This is a genomic window from Serratia surfactantfaciens (genome assembly GCF_001642805.2).
Lineage (GTDB): Bacteria > Pseudomonadota > Gammaproteobacteria > Enterobacterales > Enterobacteriaceae > Serratia > Serratia surfactantfaciens.
The window spans coordinates 2,056,170-2,073,974 of sequence record NZ_CP016948.1 but is presented as its reverse complement, the minus strand read 5'-3'; the positions used below and the strand labels follow the sequence as shown (position 1 = coordinate 2,073,974).

Sequence of the window (17,805 nt, the reverse complement as noted above, 5' to 3'; positions counted from 1 at the left end):
TTATTGCTCCTCCATGTTCAGCGGGAAGTGGCAGGCGAAGAAGTGGTTCTTGACCGGGCGCAGGCGCGGCGTTTCGATACATTTCTTCTGCGCGTAGGGGCAACGCGGCCCCAGACGACAGCCGATCGGCAGGTGTTCCAACGAAGGAATGGCGCCCGGCAGCGTATTCAACCGGCTCTTGTGCGGCAGCGAGCGGCCGAAGTCCGGCATGGCGCGGATCAGTGCCTGGGTGTACGGGTGGTGCGGCGCCGCCAACAGCTCTTCGCACTGGGCGCTTTCCACCGTTTGCCCGCAGTACAACACGTTTACCCGGTCGGCCCATTTGCTCATCATTTGCAGGTCGTGGCTGATCAGCAGAATGGTGGTGTTGTTGTTCTGATTGAGGCGCGCCAACAGCCGGAAAATCTGCGCCTGGGTGGTCGGCTCCATGGCGTTGGTCGGCTCATCGGCGATCAGCAGACGCGGCTGGTTGGCCAGCGCAATGGCGATCATCACTTTCTGGCATTCGCCTTCGGTCAGCTCGTACGGGAAGCTGCCCATGATGTCGTCGTGATCCTTGATGCCGACGCGGTGCAGCAATTCGATGGCGCGGCGTTTGCGCCAGTTGAAGCGCTGCCACCAGCGGCCCTTGTAGGTCCACCCTGGGATGGCTTGCGCCAGCTGGCGGCCAATGCTCTCGGAAGGATCGAGACAGGACTGCGGTTCCTGGAAGATCATCGACACGTTGTGGCCCACCAGCCTGCGCCGTTCGCGCGGGCTCAGCTGCAGCAGGTCGATGTCGTCAAAGCGGAAACGATCGGCGGTGACGCGCCAGTTGTCTTTGGTCACGCCGCAGATGGCTTTGGCGATCAGGCTCTTGCCGGAGCCTGATTCGCCCACCAGGCCGCGCACCTCGCCCTCGGTCAGCGTCATGCTGACGCGGTCGACCGCCTTGACCGGCCCTTCGGCGGTCATAAATTCAATCGTCAGATTGCGGATATCGAGTAACGGCATTATTCCACCCCGGCATTGATTGCGCGGCGCATACCGTCGCCCAACAGGTTGACCAGCAGCACGCTGACGAGGATGGCCGCGCCGGGCAGCATCACCGTCCAGGGTGCGACGTACACCAGCTCAAGCGAATCGCCGAGCATCGCTCCCCATTCCGGCGAAGGCAGCTGCGCGCCAAGATCGAGAAAGCCGAGCGCGGCGATATCCAGAATGGCCATCGACAGCGCGCGGGTGAATTCGGTCACCAGCACCGCCGCGATGTTCGGCATGACCGCGTACCACAGGATTTGCAGTGTGGAAGCGCCGTCGAGCCGCGCCGCCACCACGTACTCTTTCTCCAGTTCGTCGTGCACCGCGCTGTAGATGGTGCGCACCATGCGCGGCAACAAGGCGAGCCACACCGCCAGCATGGCGTGTTCGAGTTTGGGGCCGATAAACGCCACCACCACGATCGCCAACAGCAGAGACGGGATAGACAGCAGGGTATCGAGAATGTGGTTGAGCACCGCCGAGCGCAGCCCGTGAGTGACGCCGGCGAACACGCCGAGGATCACCCCGCAGAACGCCGCGGCCAGCGTCACCGCCAGCGCCGAGCCGAAGGTGGCGGCGGTGCCGGTCAACAGGCGGCTGAGGATGTCGCGCCCGAGATCGTCGGTGCCGAGGAAGAACGACACATTGCCGTAACGCGACCAGGAAGGCGGCAGCAGCTGATAACCGAGGAACTGCTGATCCAGCGCGTAGGGCGCCAGCAGGCTGCCGAACAGCGACAGCAGCAGCAGGGCGATCACCCCGTAAAAACCGATCATCGCCAGCGCGTCGCCGTAGAAAATCCGCCAGGTGTAGCGCAGCGGGCTCGGCATCTTTTTTTCGCGGTATACGTTATCGAAGGGCATACCATTCCTTATGTTTCAGCGGGTTGGTTGCCGCACCCAGAATGTCGGCCAGGACGTTAATGGTGATCACCAGCGTGCCGACCACTATGACGCCGGCGGAGATCGCCGCATAGTCCTGCTGACGGATGGCGTTGATCAGCCAGCGGCCGAGGCCGGGCCAGCTGAAAACCACTTCGGTGATCATCGCCAGCGTCAGCATGGTGGAGAACTGCAGCCCCAGTTTGGGGATGATCGGCGGCAGCGCATTGTGCAACACGTGGCGGCGAATGATGGTGAAGCGCGACAGGCCGCGGGTGGCGGCGGCCTTGATGTAGTTTTGGCTCAGCACGTCGTCGGTGCTGATGCGCATCAGGCGCACCACTTCGGTGGTGGGCGCCACCGCCAGCGCGGCGATCGGCAGGATCATGTGGCGCAGCGCGCTGCCGATCATCTCGTTGCGGTACGGCGAATCCGACAGCCAGGCGTCGATCAGCGCGAAACCGGTGATCGGCTTCACCTGATACAGCAGGTCGAAACGGCCGGAAACCGGCAGCCAGCCCAGATGCAGCGAGAAGAACAACATCAGCAGCAGCGCCAGCCAGAACACCGGCATTGAGAAGCCCAGCAGCGCGAAGGTGCTGATGGCGGTGTCCTGCCACTTGCCGCGCAGCACGCCGGCGATGATGCCCAGCGGAATGCCGATAAACAGCGCCAGGGCGAAGGCCAGCAGGCACAGTTCCATGGTAGCCGGGAACACTTCGCGCAGCTGTTCGCTGATCGCCTGGCCGTTGATGCTGGAAACGCCGAAGTCCCAGTGCAGCAGGCTGACGAAGTAGAACTGATAGGCGTCCAGCAGGGCGGCGCCGTTCAACGGCGCGCGCGGCGTGAAATAGCTCAGGCTGAAGCTTACCAGCGTCAGGAAAAACAGCGTGATCAGCAGCAGCAGGATGCGGCGCAGGGTAAAGATAATCACTTTTTCACCTCCGGCGCGGATTCACGGTACACCCCGGCGAACGAGGCGTTGCCGAACGGACTCAGCACCAATCCCTTGATGTCGTAACGGTAGGCCTGCAGGCGCAGGGAAGAGGCCAGCGGCAGCACCGGCAACTGCTGCTCGAGAATTTTCTGCGCCTTGCGGTAGTTATCGATGCGCTGAGACAGTTGCTGCGACAGCAGCGCGTTTTGCAGCACCTCGTCGAAGCCCGGGTCACACCAGTGAGCATAGTTGGTTTGCGAACGGATTGCCGCGCAGCTCAGCAGCGGCCGGAAGAAGCTGTCCGGATCGTTGCTGTCGGTGGCCCAGCCGGTCAGGGTCAGGTCGTGGTTCATCTCCATCAGGCGCGCTTCCTGGAAGCGGCCTTCCACCGGTACGATGGTGACGTTGATGCCCACCTGGCCGAGATCGGCCTGGATCAGCTCGGCGGTCTTCAGCGGGCTCGGGTTATAAGATTGCGAGGCGGTCGGCACCCACAGCTTCAGGTTCAGCTGGCCGACGCCGGCCTGCCGCAGCATCTCGCGCGATTTGGCCGGATCGTACTCGGTGACGTGCGCGTCGTTGTCGTAAGCCCAGGAGGCGCGCGGCAGGATCGAGGCGGCGGTTTCCGCCGTGCCGTAATAGATCGACTGCATCAAGCGCTGATTGTTGATCGCCAGCGAGATCGCCTGGCGCACGTTGAGGTTGTCGAGCGGCGGTTTGCGGGTGTTGAACGCCAGATAGGCGATGTTCATCCCCGGGCGCAGCGTCAGGCGCAGGCGCGGATCGTCGCGCAGAATCGACAGCTGGCTGGCCGCCGGATAGGCCAGCACGTCGCACTCGCCGGTCAGCAACTTGGAGAGGCGGCCAGTGCCGCCGGCCCCCAGATCGATCACTACCTGCGGCATGCGCGGCAGGCCTTTCCAGTAGACGGCGTTACGCGCCAGACGAATATATTGCCCCGAGCGGTATTCGTTGAGCAGGAACGGGCCGCTGCCGACCGGCTCGCGGTCGATCAGCTCCTGATGGCCCTCGCGCGTCAGCACGTCGGCGTATTCGGCGGACAGCACCGGCGCGTAGTGGGTGGCCAGGTGCCACAGGAACGAGGCGTCCGGCGACTGCAGACGAATCTCCACCGTGTAGTCGTCGAGCTTTCTCACGCTCTGTACCGAATCGCCGAACTGCAGGCTGTCGAAATAGGGATATTCGCCGCCGTTAACGTCGTGATACGGGTGTTTCTGGTCAAATACGCGCGCGAAGCTGAACACCACGTCGTCGGCGTTCATCTTGCGGGTGGGCGTGAACCAGGCGGTGGTCTGGAACGGCACGTCTTTACGCAGATGGAAGCGGTAGGTGGCCCCGTTGTCCAGCACTTCCCAGCTTTGCGCCAGTTCGGGGATCAGACGATAGGTGTACGGGTCGACGTCCAACAGGCGATCGTACAGCTGGGCGGCCAGAGTATCCACCGTCAGGCCGCTGCTGGCCATTTGCGGGTTGAAGGTATTCAGTATGCCGCTGACGCAATAGACAAAGCCGCTCTGGCGAATGTCCGGCAGCGGCGCCGCGACGGGCGCGGGCGGTGTGGTCGCGGCCAGGGCAGAGCCCGTCAGGCACAACGACAGTATCCAAAGGGGTAAACCACGCATAGAGGCTCATGGGTTTAATCAGCAATAGCGTTAGTGTATCGCACTCTGACCAGCAGCCCAATCCATTGAGCAAAATCGCTGAGTTTTCTGCTACTTGATTAAGCAAGGCGGTTCGCGACGTGAAAAAAATTTTATTTGATATGTTATAACATAACAAAATCATGTTACCGTTCCCCGGCAAAGTCACAATAACGCAAGGGGATGTATGAACGAAGTTGCACTTCCACCACGCCGTTCGCTGCCAGACGCTCAGGCATGGCGCGGCGAAATGAGTGATGTCGGGCTCGATTGGGTCGGGATGCAAGGGATCGCACTGCCGCTGGAGCTGGCCGGCAAGCCACTGATGGCCAAAGTCGACGCCGGCATCAACCTGCGCGCCGAAGCGGCGGGCGAACGCGGTATTCACATGTCGCGGCTGTATCTGGCGCTGGACGAATTGACGCAGGGCGAACTGACGCCGCAGCGCATCGGCCGGACGCTGCAGGCCTTTCTGGATTCGCAGCCGGAGCACAGCGATCGCGCCAACCTGACGCTCAGCGGCGAGCTGTTGTTGTCGCGCCCGGCGCTGCTGTCGCCGCAGCGCGGCTGGAAAGCCTACCCGCTGCGCATCGAGGCGGCGCTGGCGAACACACTGACGCTGGCGCTGACCGTCGGCGTGCCTTACTCCTCCACCTGCCCGAGTTCGGCGGCGCTCAGCCGCCAGCTGGCGCAGCAACAGTTTCAGTTTGACTTTGAACAGGCGGCGGAGCGTGTCAGCCAACGGCAGGTGAGCGATTGGCTGCTGGAGCAGGGCATGCCGGCCACGCCACACAGCCAGCGCAGCTGGGCCTGGGTCACCGTGACGCCGGATAATGACCGGGCGTTCGAACCGGTAAAACTGATCGACCGCATCGAACACGCGCTGGGCACGCCGGTGCAAACGCTGGTGAAACGCCGCGATGAGCAGGCCTTCGCGCTGGCTAACGGCCAGAACCTGATGTTTTGCGAGGATGCGGCGCGGCGTCTGTATCGCATGCTGCGCAGCCAGTGCGACTACCGCGCCTTCTCGCTGCGCGTCGAACATCAGGAGAGCCTGCATGCCCACAATGCGGTGGCGAAGCTGAGCTGGCGGGGAGAGCAGCATGCTGCGTAAAAATCCCAGCGGCCATCTGCCGCAAGTCTCGCCGCTGGCCTACATCGATCCCACCGCCATTCTATGCGGCCGGGTGATCGTCGAAGACTTCGTCTACGTCGGCCCTTATGCGGTGATCCGTGCCGACGAGCTGAACGCCCGTGGCGACATGGAGCCGATCGTCATCGGCTCGCATTCCAATATTCAGGACGGCGTGGTGATCCACTCCAAAAGCGGGGCGGCGGTCACCATCGGCCGTTACAGCTCTATCGCCCACCGCGCCATCGTCCATGGCCCGTGTCGCATCGACGATCGGGTGTTTATCGGTTTCAACAGCGTGCTGTTCAACTGCCACATTCAGTCCGGCTGCGTAGTGCGTTACAACGCGGTGGTGGACGGCGTGACGCTGCCGGAAAACCGCTATATCCCGTCAACCGAGCGTGTGGGGCCGGACAGCGACCTGTCGCGTTATCGCCAGGTCGATCGCGGCGCGCTGCAATTCTCCGAAGAAGTGGCCGCCACCAACGTCGAATTGGTGCGCGGTTACCAGGCATTACGCAATGAATTTTAATGAGGTTCCCATGAAGCAACTTCCCGTGACCGTGCTTTCCGGCTTTCTCGGCGCCGGCAAGACCACGGTGCTGAACCATATCCTGAACAACCGGCAGGGCATGCGCGTGGCGGTGATCGTCAACGATATGAGCGAGGTGAACATCGACGCCGCGCTGGTGGAAAATGCAGTGCATCTCGATCGCCAGGAAGAGAAGCTGGTGGAGATGAGCAACGGCTGCATCTGCTGCACGCTGCGCGAAGATCTGCTGGTATCGGTGCGCGAGTTGGCGCAGGACGGGCGTTTCGATTACCTGCTGATCGAATCGAGCGGTATCTCCGAGCCGCTGCCGGTGGCGGAAACCTTTACCTTTGAGGACGAAAAGGGCGAAAGCCTGTCGCAGTTCGCCCGGCTGGATACCCTGGTGACGGTGGTCGACGGGGTGAATTTCATCCAGCAGTATCAACAGGCGCAAAGCTTGCAGGAGGCCGGCCAAAGTCTGGGCGAGGACGATCTGCGCAGCGTGGCGGATCTGCTGATTGAGCAAATTGAGTTCTGCGACGTGATTCTGGTCAGCAAGACCGATCTGTTGACGCAAACGCAGCAGGGCGAAGTGATGGCGCTGTTGGCCAGCCTGAATCCCGACGCCCGCATTGTGCCGATCGCGCCGGGAAAACTGCCGCTGGAGGCGGTGCTGAATACCGGCAGCTTCAGCTTTGAAAAGGCGCAGCAGGCACCCGGCTGGTTGAAAGAACTGCGCGGCGAACACCTGCCGGAAACGGAAAACTACGGCATCAGCAGCTTTGTTTATCAGGCGCGGCGGCCTTTTGCGCCGGACAAGTTCTACCGGGTGATCAACGGCGATTGGGGCGGCGGCCAGCTGCTGCGCTCGAAAGGCTTTTTCTGGCTGGCGACGCGGCCGCGGCTGGCCGGGCAGTGGAGCCAGGCCGGCGGCATCGCCCACTATGGTCTGGCGGGCACCTTTTGGCGCGCCATTCCACAAGACAATTGGCCGCAGGATCCCGAAACGAGGGCGCATATTCAGGAAAAATGGGTGGAGCCGTTCGGCGACATGCGCCAGGAGCTGGTGTTTATCGGCCAGCATCTGCAGCAGGCGACGATCGCGCGTCTGCTGGACGATTGCCTGCTGAGCGACGACGAAATGGCCGCCGGCGTGGACTATTGGCTGGATATGGCGGACCCGTTCCCTGAGTGGTAATTGCGCAATCTTCGTGTGGTAATGAGAAAAATTCTCAACAAAGTGCTTTACAGACGATACTGATAACTATTATCATCGCCTGGCAGTTCACGGAAGGCCACAGTTTGCGGCTCTGATGTGGAAGGCACGACATTGCTCACATTGCTTCCAGTGTTTTTTTAAGCCAGCTCGGGTGCTGGCTTTTTTTTTGCCCACTATTCCTCATCCGCTTCGCCGTTTTGCAGCAGCGCATGTTTTTTCAGCATGCCGCGCAACTGGTGGTAGGTGAGCCCCAGCAGCTGCGCCGCCTTGCGTTGGTTGAACCGCCCTTGCTGCAACGCCGCTTCGATCAATGCCTTCTCCTGCTCCAACTGCCAATTTTTCAACTCCAGCGGCAGCGCCGGCAGCGCGCCGGCTCCTTCAAGCGGGAGCGCGACCGGCGGGGCCTCGCGCGGTGCAAACGGGTTGATCACGATCTCATCCAGCGGGTGGTCGCTGTCGCCGTGACGATAGACCGAGCGTTCAACCACGTTTTTCAGTTCGCGCACGTTGCCTGGCCAACCATAGCCGAGCAGCGTGTGCCTGGCGCGTTCGGTAAAGCCGGGAAACAGCGGCAGCGCCAGCTCGCGACACATTTGAATGGCGAAGTGTTCGGCCAGCAGCATGATATCGGGCCGGCGTTGGCGCAGCGGCGGCAGCTGCACCACGTCGAACGCCAGCCGATCCAGCAGATCGGCGCGGAACTTGCCCGCGGCTGCCAGCGCCGGCAGATCGTCGTTGGTGGCGCACACCAACCGCACATCCACCCGCAGCGGCTGGCTGCCGCCCACGCGCTCCAGCTGGCCGTATTCGATGACCCGCAGCAATTTCTCCTGCACCAACATCGGCGCGGTCGCCAGCTCATCCAGGAACAGCGTGCCGCCGTCGGCGCGCTCAAAGCGGCCCAGATGGCGTTTCTGCGCACCGGTAAAGGCGCCGGCCTCGTGGCCGAACAGCTCGGAGTCCAGCAGGTTTTCATTCAGTGCCGCGCAGTTGAGCGAGATGAATGGCCCTTGCCAACGGTTGGAGAGGTAGTGCAGGCGGTGGGCGATCAGCTCCTTGCCGGTGCCGCGCTCGCCGATCACCAGTACCGGTTTGTTCAACTTGGCGACCTGGGAGACTTGCTCCAACACTTCGACAAAGGCGTTTGCTTCGCCCAACAAATTCTCTGGCTGCTCGTTCATGATGAAATTCGCCAATGTTTGGTGAAAATAATCACTCTACAGCAAGCTCACAGAGAGTCAAAAATAAAATGTTGTTGTTTTTCAATCAAATAAAAGTTGGCACGGGTTTTGATTATATCCTTGGGCAAGCTGTACGACTTAACGCGGCGCTTCAGACGCCATCAGAATCAAGAGGAAGTGAATTATGGGTATTTTTTCTCGTTTTGCCGACATCGTGAACGCCAACATCAACACTCTGCTGGACAAGGCAGAAGATCCGCAAAAGCTGGTGCGGTTGATGATCCAAGAGATGGAAGACACGTTGGTCGAAGTTCGTTCCACGTCGGCGCGCGCGCTGGCGGAAAAAAAGCAGTTGCTGCGTCGCATCGAGCAGGGTGAAAACCAGGTTGGCGACTGGCAGGAAAAAGCCGAACTGGCGCTGCGTAAAGATAAAGAAGACTTGGCCCGCGCGGCGCTGATCGAAAAACAGAAGGTTGCCGATCTGATCGCCACGCTGACGCAGGAAGTGGCGACCGTAGAAGAAACGCTGGCGCGCATGAAGAGCGAAATCGGCGAGCTGGAAAACAAGCTGACCGAAACTCGCGCGCGGCAGCAGGCGCTGGCGCTGCGCCATCAGGCCGCGTCATCTTCGCGTGAAGTGCGCCGCCAGCTCGACAGCGGCAAGCTGGACGAGGCGATGGCGCGTTTCGAACAGTTCGAACGACGCATCGACCACATGGAAGCTGAAGCGGAAAGCATCAGCATCGGTAAAAAGAAGTCGCTGGAGCAAGAGTTTGCCGAGCTGAAAGCCGACGACGCCATCAGTGAGCAACTGGCGGCGCTGAAAGCCAAGATGAACCGCTCCGAGTAAGGCGAACCGCGGCCACACGCCGGAGGTGGCCGCTACCCAGGACCCGATAAGAAGGAATAACAATGAGTGCTTTATTACTTGCCATTCCGCTGACAATTTTCGTGCTGTTTGTCGCGCCGATTTGGCTTTGGCTGCATTACAGCAATCGGCAACAGACCGGCATCCAGCTGAGTCAGCAAGAAATGCAGCGCCTGGCGCAGCTGGCGGAAGACGCCAAACGCATGCGTGAACGCATTCAGGCGCTGGAAGAGATCCTCGATGCGGAACACCCGAACTGGAGACAGTCCTGATGAGCACAACGCTGGGCAGTAAAAAGCTTTATCGCGTTCCCGAAGAAGGCATGGTGAAAGGCGTCTGCGCCGGTTTGGCCCACTATTTCGACGTGCCGGTGCGCCTGATCCGCGTGATGGTGGTGCTGTCGCTGTTCTTCGGGCTGTTCTTCTTCACGCTGGTGGCCTATATCGCGCTGGTGTTCGTGTTGGACGAAGCGCCGGCCAGCCGTTTTGAAGGCGAGCATCAGAAGACGCCACGCCAGCTGCTCGATCAGCTGGAGTATGAACTGGGCAGCGGCGAACAGCAGCTGCGTCAGGTCGAGCGCTATGTGACGTCCGATACCTTCGGCGTACAGAGCCGTTTCCGCAAGCTGTAACCCTTCTTGCGATACCCGGCCTGCGCTGGCCGGGCATCTGCGCCGCCGTTATCCCGTTGAATGTAAACTTAATCGTCTTGTGCCGGAGGGCATTGTCATGAATAAAATCGATGTCGCGAACACCGTCAGAACGGGTGGATTTAAACGAGGAGCGGCGGCAATGTTGAAGACATTGGCTAAAGTCATCATCATAGCGTTATTGAACTATGGCCCGGCGGGCGCCGCCGGCTGGCTGTTGAAGACCGTCGGCCGCAAACCGGTGCGCTTCGTGCTGGCGCTGGTGCTGGAACCGCTGTTCCGTAAAGGCCTGAACAAGGCATTCGGGCGTTACGTCAAGGAGAGCAATGAAACGACTGCAAAATGAGTTAACCTCGCTGGTCAACCGCGGAATGGATCGCCATCTGCGCCTGGCGGTGACCGGCCTGAGCCGCAGCGGCAAAACCGCCTTTATCACCGCCTTCGTCAACCAACTGCTGCATGTGCACAGCGGCGCGCGCATGCCGCTGTTTTCACCGGTGCGCGAAGAGCGCCTGCTGGGCGTCAAACGCATCCCGCAGCGCGATCTCGGCATCCAGCGTTTCACCTATGACGAAGGGCTGGCGCAGCTTTACGGCACGCCGCCGGCCTGGCCTACGCCGACGCGCGGCGTCAGCGAAATCCGTCTGGCGCTGCGTTACCGCTCCAACGACTCGCTGCTGCGCCACTTCAAAGACACCTCGACGCTGTACCTGGAGATCGTCGATTATCCGGGTGAATGGTTGCTGGATCTGCCGATGCTCGAGCAGGATTACCTGGCCTGGTCGCGTCAGATGACCGGGCTGCTGCAGGGCGAACGCGCCGAATGGGCCAAACCCTGGCTTGAGCTGTGCAAGGCTTGCGATCCGCTGGCCCCGGCCGATGAAAACCGCCTGGCGGCGATCGCCCAGGCCTACACCGATTATCTGCTGCGCTGCAAAAGCGAAGGGCTGCACTTCATTCAGCCGGGGCGTTTCGTGCTGCCGGGCGACATGGCCGGCGCGCCGGCGCTGCAGTTTTTCCCGTGGCCCGATGTGGCCGCAGTCGGTGAATCGAAGCTGGCGCAGGCCGATAAACACACCAACATCGGCATGCTGCGCGCTCGCTTCAACTACTACTGCCAGTCGATCGTCAAAAACTTCTACAAAGAGCATTTCGTTCGTTTCGATCGGCAAATCGTGTTGGTCGACTGTCTGCAGCCGCTGAACAGCGGCCCGCAGGCGTTCAACGACATGCGCCTGGCGCTGACCCAACTGATGCAGAGCTTCCATTACGGCAAACGTACGTTGTTCCGTCGCCTGTTCTCGCCGACCATCGACAAACTGATGTTCGCCGCCACCAAGGCGGACCATATCACCGCCGATCAGCACGCCAATCTGGTGTCGTTGCTGCAACAGCTGGTGCAAGAGGCGTGGCAGAACGCGGCGTTCGAGGGCATCAGCATGGATTGCGTCGGCCTGGCCTCGGTGCAGGCGACCGAGAGCGGCATCGTCGATCACCAGGGGCAGCGCATTCCGGCGTTGAAGGGTAACCGCCTGAGCGACGGTGCGCCGCTGACGGTGTTCCCCGGCGAAGTGCCGGCGCGCCTGCCGGGGCCGGCGTTCTGGCAGAGCCAGGGATTCCGCTTCGATGAGTTTCGTCCGCGTGCCATGAGCGTGGACAGCCCGTTGCCGCACATCCGGCTGGATGCGGTGATGGAGTTTTTACTGGGAGACAAATTGCGATGAGCGAGCCGATCAAACCGCGTATCGATTTTGACGAGCCGCTGCAGCCGCCACAGGAGCCGGCGTTGCGCGCCGGCGTCGCTTTCGACGCCGAGCAGGCGGAAAGCTTCTTTCCGGCGGCGCCGGAGCTGCAGCAGGAAGAGGAAGAAGGGCGCGCCGAGGGCATCATCAACGCTGCGCTAAAGCCGAAACGCAGCCTGTGGCGCAAAATGGTCACCGCCGGGCTGGCGCTGTTCGGCGTCAGCGTGGTGGCGCAGGGCGTGCAGTGGGTGCATACCGCCTGGGTGCAGCAGGACTGGATCGCCATGGGCGGCGGCGTGGCCGGCGGCCTGATCGTGTTCGCCGGCGTCGGTTCGGTAGTCACCGAGTGGCGGCGTTTGTATCGGCTGCGTCAGCGTGCGGAGGAGCGCGACGTGGCGCGCGAGCTGTTGCACAGCCACGGGCTGGGGCAAGGACGCGAATTCTGCGAGAAGCTGGCGCGCCAGGCCGGGCTGGATCAGGGGCATCCGGCGCTGCAGCGCTGGCAGGCGTCGCTGCATGAAACGCAGAACGATCGCGAAGTGGTGGAGCTGTACGCCAAACTGGTGCAGCCGGTGTTGGACAACCAGGCACGGCGCGAAATCAGCCGCTCCGCCGCCGAATCGACGCTGATGATCGCCGTCAGCCCGCTGGCGCTGGTGGACATGGCGTTCATCGCCTGGCGCAACATCCGCTTGATCAACCGCATCGCCGCGCTGTACGGCATCGAGCTGGGCTACTTCAGCCGCATCCGCCTGTTCCGACTGGTGTTGTTGAACATCGCCTTCGCCGGCGCCTCCGAGCTGGTGCGCGAAGTGGGGATGGACTGGATGTCGCAGGATCTGGCGGCGCGGCTGTCGGCGCGCGCGGCGCAGGGTATTGGCGCCGGGCTGTTGACCGCGCGGTTGGGCATCAAGGCGATGGAACTGTGCCGTCCGCTGCCGTGGCTGGAAGGGGAAAAACCGAAGCTCGGCGATTTCCGCAGCCAACTGATCGGCCAGTTGAAAGACACGTTGAAAAAAAACGACGGCAAGGCCAAATAACCTCGCTACGGCGCTCGCGAGAGCGCCGTTTTCTGAGCGGTACCGGCGCGGGACGTAATCAAGACTTGACGATAGTCGATCCCCCTGCAAATGCGTGATAAATATCTGCCATATTAATTCTTGTTGTGATAACTCTCTGTTTGATGGCTAAAATGACGCCGATGCTGTTATTCACTTGCGTTTAAAATCAGCAGCCACGGCAATAAATCAGAGTTCTGTCAACTTTTGCTGACAGATCGCTTCTACCGCCCGGTGTGAGGGAGTATCATCATCGTCAACGATCCCCGCACCTGCAGAGATAAGGCCAACACTGATGCGTTTGGAAGTATTTTGCGAAGACCGTCTCGGTCTCACTCGAGAATTACTCGATCTTTTGGTATCGCGCAGCATTGACCTGCGTGGCATCGAGATCGATCCCATCGGCCGCATTTACCTCAACTTCTCCCAGCTGGATTTCGATACTTTCCGCGCGCTGATGGCGGAGATCCGCCGCATCGCCGGCGTGACCGACGTGCGCACCGTCAGCTTTATGCCTTCCGAACGCGAACATCGCGCGCTGCGTGCACTGTTGGAGTCGATGCCGGAACCGGTGTTCTCCATCGATATGAAAGGCAAGGTCGAGCTGGCCAACCCGGCGGCGCAGGCGTTGTTCAGCCTGAACGAAGACAAAATCCGCAACCAGACCGCCGGCGCGCTGATCGGCGGCTATAACTTCAGCCGCTGGCTGGAGAGCGAGCAGACGGCGCCGCACTCGGAACGGGTGGTGATCCGCAGCCAGGACTTCCTGATGGACATCACGCCTATCTATCTGGAAGACGAACAGCAGCAGCCGGCCGCGGTCGGCGCGGTGGTGATGCTGAAGTCCACCGCGCGCATGGGCCGCCAGCTGCAAAATCTGTCGGTGAACGACGATACCGAATTCGATCACATCGTCGCGGTGAGCGCCAAGATGCGCCATGTGCTGGAGCAGGCGCGCAAACTGGCGATGCTCGACGCGCCGCTGCTGATCGTCGGCGATACCGGTACCGGCAAGGATATTCTGGCCCGCGCCTGCCATCTGCGCAGCCCGCGCGGCAAACAGCCGTTCCTGGCGCTGAACTGCGCCGCGTTGCCGGATGACGTGGTGGAGAGCGAACTGTTCGGCCATGCGCCGGGCGCGTATCCCAATGCGCTGGAAGGCAAGAAGGGTTTCTTTGAGCAGGCTAACGGCGGCTCGGTGTTGCTGGATGAGATCGGCGAGATGTCGCCGCGCATGCAGACCAAACTGCTGCGCTTCCTCAACGACGGCACCTTCCGCCGCGTCGGTGAAGAGCATGAGGTGCATGTCGATGTGCGCGTGATCTGCGCCACCCAGAAAAACCTTACCGAGCTGGTGCAGCGCGGCGAATTCCGCGAAGATCTCTACTATCGCCTCAACGTGCTGACCATCACTATCCCGCCGCTGCGCGAGCGTCCGCAGGACATCATGCCGCTGACCGAGCTGTTCGTGGCGCGCTTCGCCGACGAGCAGGGCGTAGCGCGGCCCAAGCTGGCGAGCGATCTGGGCGGTTTCCTCAGCAAATACGGCTGGCCGGGCAACGTGCGCCAGCTGAAAAACGCCATCTACCGCGCGCTGACGCAAACCGAAGGCTACGAGCTGCGGCCGCAGGATATCGTGCTGCCGGAGTTCGAGGTGGAGATGTCGCTGGGCGACGAGGTGTTGGACGGTTCGCTGGACGACATCAGCAAGCGTTTCGAGCGCTCGGTGCTGACGCGTCTGTATCGCACCTATCCCAGCACCCGCAAGCTGGCGAAACGGCTGGGCGTTTCCCATACCGCCATCGCCAACAAGCTGCGCGAGTATGGCCTGAGCAGCCGCAAGGGCGGCGCCGAAGGCGAAGAATAAAAAAGGCGCCTTGCGGCGCCTTTAACGTGTATCCAAAGCCGGCATCCGCCGGCTTTGTCATTTCAGCGCAGCCAGCGCCGCGTCGTAGTCTGGCTCGGTGGTGATTTCGTTCACCAGCTCGCTGTACAGCACGTTGTCCTGGCCATCCAGAACCACGACCGCACGCGCGGTCAGGCCCGCCAACGGACCTTCGGCGATTTCGACGCCGTACGCCTGCTTGAATTCGGCACCGCGCAGGGTGGACAGGGTGACCACGTTGCTCAGGCCTTCCGCGCCGCAGAAACGCGACTGCGCGAACGGCAGATCGGCGGAGATGCACAGCACCACGGTGTTATCCAGGCCGCTGGCCAACTGGTTGAATTTACGCACCGACGTCGCGCAGACACCGGTATCGATGCTTGGGAAGATGTTCAGGACTTTGCGTTTACCCGCGAAGCTGCTCAGCGCTACGTCTGACAGGTCTTTGGCAACCAGCGAGAAGGCCTTGGCCTGTTCGCCCTGCTGTGGCAGCTTGCCCGCTACGCCGACCGGATTGCCTTGAAAATGTACTGTCTGAGTCATTGCTAGATTCCTTTTACAGGTGTTTATACAAAGGGTATGAACCTGATGAAACGGTGCGCCGGTAACGGCAGTTAACATCAGGTTCACACCCTGGCGACAGTTTATGACAACCGGGGCGGATTGGATATCAAAGTTTGCTAAATAGTTGTATATATTAGGCTGTTCTATAAAACATCACCGGCGCATCCACCCGCCTGGATGCGCGGTTTTCGCTCAGGAGCCGTTATGAGAGACATGCGTTTTTACCCGGAAGCCTGGCCGCTGCATACCGCCTTCGTGATTGCGCGCGGCAGCCGCACCGAAGCCCGGGTGGTGGTGGTCGAAATCGAACAGCAGGAGGTGCGCGGCGTCGGTGAATGCACGCCGTATCCGCGCTATGGCGAGAGCGAGGAGTCGGTGATGGCGCAGCTGGCTGAGATGGCGCCGGCGATCGCGCAGGGCATGACCCGCGAGCAGCTGCTGACGCAGATGCCGGCGGGCGCCGCCCGCAACGCGCTGGACTCGGCGTTGTGGGATCTGGAGTGCAGGTTGCACGAACAGAGCCTGTGGCAGCGCAGCGGCGTGACGGCGCCGGCGCAGATTCGCATGGCGCAGACCGTCAGCATCGGCACGCCGGAGGCAATGGCCTTCGCCGCGCGCGAACTGGCGCGGCAGGGCGCCACGCTGCTGAAGATCAAACTCGACGATCACTATATCAGCGAGCGGCTGGTGGCGATCCGCGCTGCGGTGCCGCAGGCGACGCTGATCGTCGACGCCAATGAATCCTGGCAGGCGGAAGGGCTGGCGGCGCGCTGCCAGTTGCTGGCCGATCTCGGTGTGGCGATGCTGGAGCAGCCGCTGCCTGCCGGTGACGACGCCGCGCTGGAGCATTTCATTCATCCGCTGCCGATCTGCGCCGACGAAAGCTGCCATACCCGCGCCGATCTGCCGCAGCTGGCGCAGCGCTATCAGATGGTCAACATCAAACTGGACAAAACCGGCGGCTTGACCGAGGCGCTGGCGCTGGCGCAGGCCGCGCGCGAACAGGGGTTCGCCATCATGCTCGGCTGCATGTTGTGCACGTCGCGGGCGATATCCGCCGCCTTGCCGCTGGCGCCGGCGGCGCGCTTCGTCGATCTGGACGGCCCGACCTGGCTGGCGCGGGACGTCGAGCCGGGCCTGGCGTTCGAATGCGGGGCGATCGTCGATATCGCCCCGTAGCGATTAATTCGGGTAGGTCAGCAGCTCGGTCATCGCATCGATGTAGCGCTCGCTGGCGGCATCGGCGGAGATCGGCGGGAATTCGGCGGTGATGCACGGCAGCGACAGATCCGCGCACCAGCTGCCGAACGAACCGGGGGTTTCATAACCGACGCTGGTTACCAGCGGCAGTTCGAACTTGTGCGACAGCCAAACGCCGAGTCGCGAGCTGGCGGGATCTTCGATGCAGGCCAGCGGCTCATGGAACGACACCACCCAGTGCGGTTTCAGGCGATGAATAAGATGGCACAGCGCCTGGGTTTCCGGTTCGGAACCGGGGCGCCCGCCGGTGGAAAGCTTGACGTCACGCACCGGCGCCGCGCTGTTCCAGCGGTAGACGGTGTCGCCGGAGCGCCAGTTGGCGGCCGGGAAATTGCGGTTCAGATCGACGCCGTTGGCATTGGCGCGCAGCCCCAGCTGGCAGCCGTCGGGGTTGACCGCCAGCACCACATGGTGGCGCAGCTGGCTCGGCGCGATGCTGCGCAGCGCACAGGACAGGGTTACGATGGCGGCGCTCTCATCGCCGTGGGTGCCGGCGATGATAAGCCCGGTCTCGGGGCCGCTGACCGCCGCCGGGAAATAGAGCAGCGGCGCGCCCAGCAGCGAGCTGCCGTAGTTCTCTCCTGCGACGGCCAACTGGCCACGTTCACTGCGCGGTCGATGTTCGGTCATGGTGTTGTCCCTGAGTTAAAGTTCGAGAGTCATTGTCATTTTATTCAGTGTATTACGCTTTGCGGCATCTTTCCCATCGCAATTGTGCGGCGTTTGCGCGATCTGTGACGCCGCGGCGGCGAAAACGCCAATTAAACCGCACCTGGCCTGAGGCTGTTGTTATACTAACGGCAGAGCTAAGCCAATCACCCGCAAGAGGATTTAACATGCCAGTAGCCAGAATCATCGCCAGCTATAGCGAAAATGAAAATGACACCATCACGCTGCTGTGCGGCGTGGACGCTGAAAACCAGATCCGCCAGGGGGAATGGTTCGGCGTGGTGAAAAACGACGACGGGCGCGGGGACGAATCGAACTATCCGTTCACCCTGCACATCGATTATCAGAAAGATGCCTTCTATCTCGACTACGGCTACGATGACGCCGACGCGCGTCAGCTGCAAAAAACCGATATCTCGGCCCGCCCGCTGGCCGAGAAAGGCTTTTTCACCGTATTCGATGAAGAAGAGGGTGAAGAGTTCAGCTACCGCATCAACAGCATCCACCTGTACGACTGACGGCCGCTGCTGTAAACACCACCCGTGCC

The 17,805-nt window shown here is 61.6% G+C and carries 19 protein-coding genes; 12 read left to right on the top strand and 7 right to left on the bottom strand.

Going from position 1 to position 17,805, the window contains the following annotated elements; all coding sequences use genetic code 11:
- From sapD to sapA, 4 genes are read right to left on the bottom strand one after another with little or no spacing between them, the layout of a single operon-like run.
- Nucleotides 1-993 (bottom strand): putrescine export ABC transporter ATP-binding protein SapD, encoded by a 993-nt coding sequence (gene sapD, locus ATE40_RS09805; RefSeq protein WP_019452674.1) that lies wholly within the window; start codon nucleotides 991-993, stop codon nucleotides 1-3.
- Nucleotides 993-1,883, bottom strand: a complete 891-nt coding sequence (gene sapC / locus ATE40_RS09800) for a putrescine export ABC transporter permease SapC (protein WP_004930580.1) — start codon at nucleotides 1,881-1,883, stop codon at nucleotides 993-995. Before sapC ends, sapD begins: the two co-directional genes overlap by 1 nt.
- Nucleotides 1,870-2,835: a putrescine export ABC transporter permease SapB gene (gene sapB / locus ATE40_RS09795; RefSeq protein ID WP_063919567.1), complete on the bottom strand. Its 966-nt coding sequence runs from the start codon at nucleotides 2,833-2,835 to the stop codon at nucleotides 1,870-1,872. Before sapB ends, sapC begins: the two co-directional genes overlap by 14 nt.
- A complete protein-coding gene (sapA, locus tag ATE40_RS09790; RefSeq protein WP_063919566.1) occupies nucleotides 2,832-4,481 on the bottom strand; it encodes an ABC transporter substrate-binding protein SapA in 1,650 nt (549 codons plus the stop codon). Before sapA ends, sapB begins: the two co-directional genes overlap by 4 nt.
- Before the next feature lie 205 nt (nucleotides 4,482-4,686).
- On the opposite strand from sapA, the gene folE2 reads away from it, so the two are divergent.
- Genes folE2 through zigA form a run of 3 tightly spaced genes read left to right on the top strand, consistent with a single transcriptional unit; the run spans nucleotide 4,687 to nucleotide 7,361 of the window.
- Nucleotides 4,687-5,613: a GTP cyclohydrolase FolE2 gene (folE2, locus tag ATE40_RS09785; protein ID WP_063919565.1), complete on the top strand. Its 927-nt coding sequence runs from the start codon at nucleotides 4,687-4,689 to the stop codon at nucleotides 5,611-5,613.
- Nucleotides 5,603-6,163, top strand: a complete 561-nt coding sequence (locus ATE40_RS09780) for an LbetaH domain-containing protein (protein WP_063919564.1) — start codon at nucleotides 5,603-5,605, stop codon at nucleotides 6,161-6,163. The genes folE2 and ATE40_RS09780 overlap by 11 nt, the downstream gene beginning before the upstream one ends.
- Before the next feature lie 10 nt (nucleotides 6,164-6,173).
- A complete protein-coding gene (gene zigA, locus ATE40_RS09775; protein WP_063919563.1) occupies nucleotides 6,174-7,361 on the top strand; it encodes a zinc metallochaperone GTPase ZigA in 1,188 nt (395 codons plus the stop codon).
- Between the two features lie 194 nt (nucleotides 7,362-7,555).
- Here the strand turns inward: zigA and pspF are convergent, their stop codons facing one another.
- Nucleotides 7,556-8,563 (bottom strand): phage shock protein operon transcriptional activator, encoded by a 1,008-nt coding sequence (pspF, locus tag ATE40_RS09770; RefSeq protein ID WP_063919633.1) that lies wholly within the window; start codon nucleotides 8,561-8,563, stop codon nucleotides 7,556-7,558.
- 184 nt (nucleotides 8,564-8,747) lie between these two features.
- Here pspF and pspA point away from each other — a divergent pair, with 184 nt between their 5' ends.
- From pspA to tyrR, 7 genes are all read left to right on the top strand, one after another.
- Nucleotides 8,748-9,413 (top strand): phage shock protein PspA, encoded by a 666-nt coding sequence (gene pspA / locus ATE40_RS09765; protein ID WP_019452667.1) that lies wholly within the window; start codon nucleotides 8,748-8,750, stop codon nucleotides 9,411-9,413.
- Nucleotides 9,414-9,475: 62 nt separating this feature from the next.
- A complete protein-coding gene (gene pspB, locus ATE40_RS09760; protein WP_004930553.1) occupies nucleotides 9,476-9,703 on the top strand; it encodes an envelope stress response membrane protein PspB in 228 nt (75 codons plus the stop codon).
- Nucleotides 9,703-10,062 (top strand): envelope stress response membrane protein PspC, encoded by a 360-nt coding sequence (gene pspC / locus ATE40_RS09755; protein WP_004930552.1) that lies wholly within the window; start codon nucleotides 9,703-9,705, stop codon nucleotides 10,060-10,062. The genes pspB and pspC overlap by 1 nt, the downstream gene beginning before the upstream one ends.
- Nucleotides 10,063-10,159: 97 nt before the next feature.
- The gene (pspD, locus tag ATE40_RS09750; protein WP_025159780.1) at nucleotides 10,160-10,426 is read left to right on the top strand and encodes a phage shock protein PspD; all 267 of its coding nucleotides are present in this window, start codon (nucleotides 10,160-10,162) and stop codon (nucleotides 10,424-10,426) included.
- Nucleotides 10,407-11,804 carry a YcjX family GTP-binding protein gene (locus ATE40_RS09745; RefSeq protein ID WP_063919562.1) on the top strand — a complete coding sequence of 466 codons (1,398 nt, stop codon included), beginning with the start codon at nucleotides 10,407-10,409 and terminating at the stop codon, nucleotides 11,802-11,804. The genes pspD and ATE40_RS09745 overlap by 20 nt, the downstream gene beginning before the upstream one ends.
- On the top strand, nucleotides 11,801-12,862 hold the full coding sequence (locus tag ATE40_RS09740) for a YcjF family protein (RefSeq protein ID WP_019452665.1): 1,062 nt from the start codon (nucleotides 11,801-11,803) through the stop codon (nucleotides 12,860-12,862). Before ATE40_RS09745 ends, ATE40_RS09740 begins: the two co-directional genes overlap by 4 nt.
- Before the next feature lie 313 nt (nucleotides 12,863-13,175).
- Nucleotides 13,176-14,747, top strand: coding sequence for a transcriptional regulator TyrR (gene tyrR, locus ATE40_RS09735; RefSeq protein ID WP_025159779.1), 1,572 nt, complete (start codon nucleotides 13,176-13,178; stop codon nucleotides 14,745-14,747).
- A 57-nt stretch (nucleotides 14,748-14,804) separates the two neighbouring features.
- Here the strand turns inward: tyrR and tpx are convergent, their stop codons facing one another.
- Complete coding sequence (gene tpx / locus ATE40_RS09730) at nucleotides 14,805-15,308, bottom strand: thiol peroxidase (RefSeq protein ID WP_019452663.1); 504 nt, start codon at nucleotides 15,306-15,308, stop codon at nucleotides 14,805-14,807.
- 225 nt (nucleotides 15,309-15,533) lie between these two features.
- Here tpx and ycjG point away from each other — a divergent pair, with 225 nt between their 5' ends.
- Nucleotides 15,534-16,508: an L-Ala-D/L-Glu epimerase gene (gene ycjG, locus ATE40_RS09725; protein WP_063919561.1), complete on the top strand. Its 975-nt coding sequence runs from the start codon at nucleotides 15,534-15,536 to the stop codon at nucleotides 16,506-16,508.
- A 3-nt stretch (nucleotides 16,509-16,511) separates the two neighbouring features.
- On the opposite strand, the gene mpaA is transcribed toward ycjG, so the two are convergent.
- Nucleotides 16,512-17,219 (bottom strand): murein tripeptide amidase MpaA, encoded by a 708-nt coding sequence (gene mpaA, locus ATE40_RS09720; RefSeq protein ID WP_063919560.1) that lies wholly within the window; start codon nucleotides 17,217-17,219, stop codon nucleotides 16,512-16,514.
- 206 nt (nucleotides 17,220-17,425) lie between these two features.
- On the opposite strand from mpaA, the gene ATE40_RS09715 reads away from it, so the two are divergent.
- Nucleotides 17,426-17,776, top strand: a complete 351-nt coding sequence (locus ATE40_RS09715; RefSeq protein ID WP_015378006.1) for a hypothetical protein — start codon at nucleotides 17,426-17,428, stop codon at nucleotides 17,774-17,776.
- Nucleotides 17,777-17,805 lie beyond the last annotated feature (29 nt).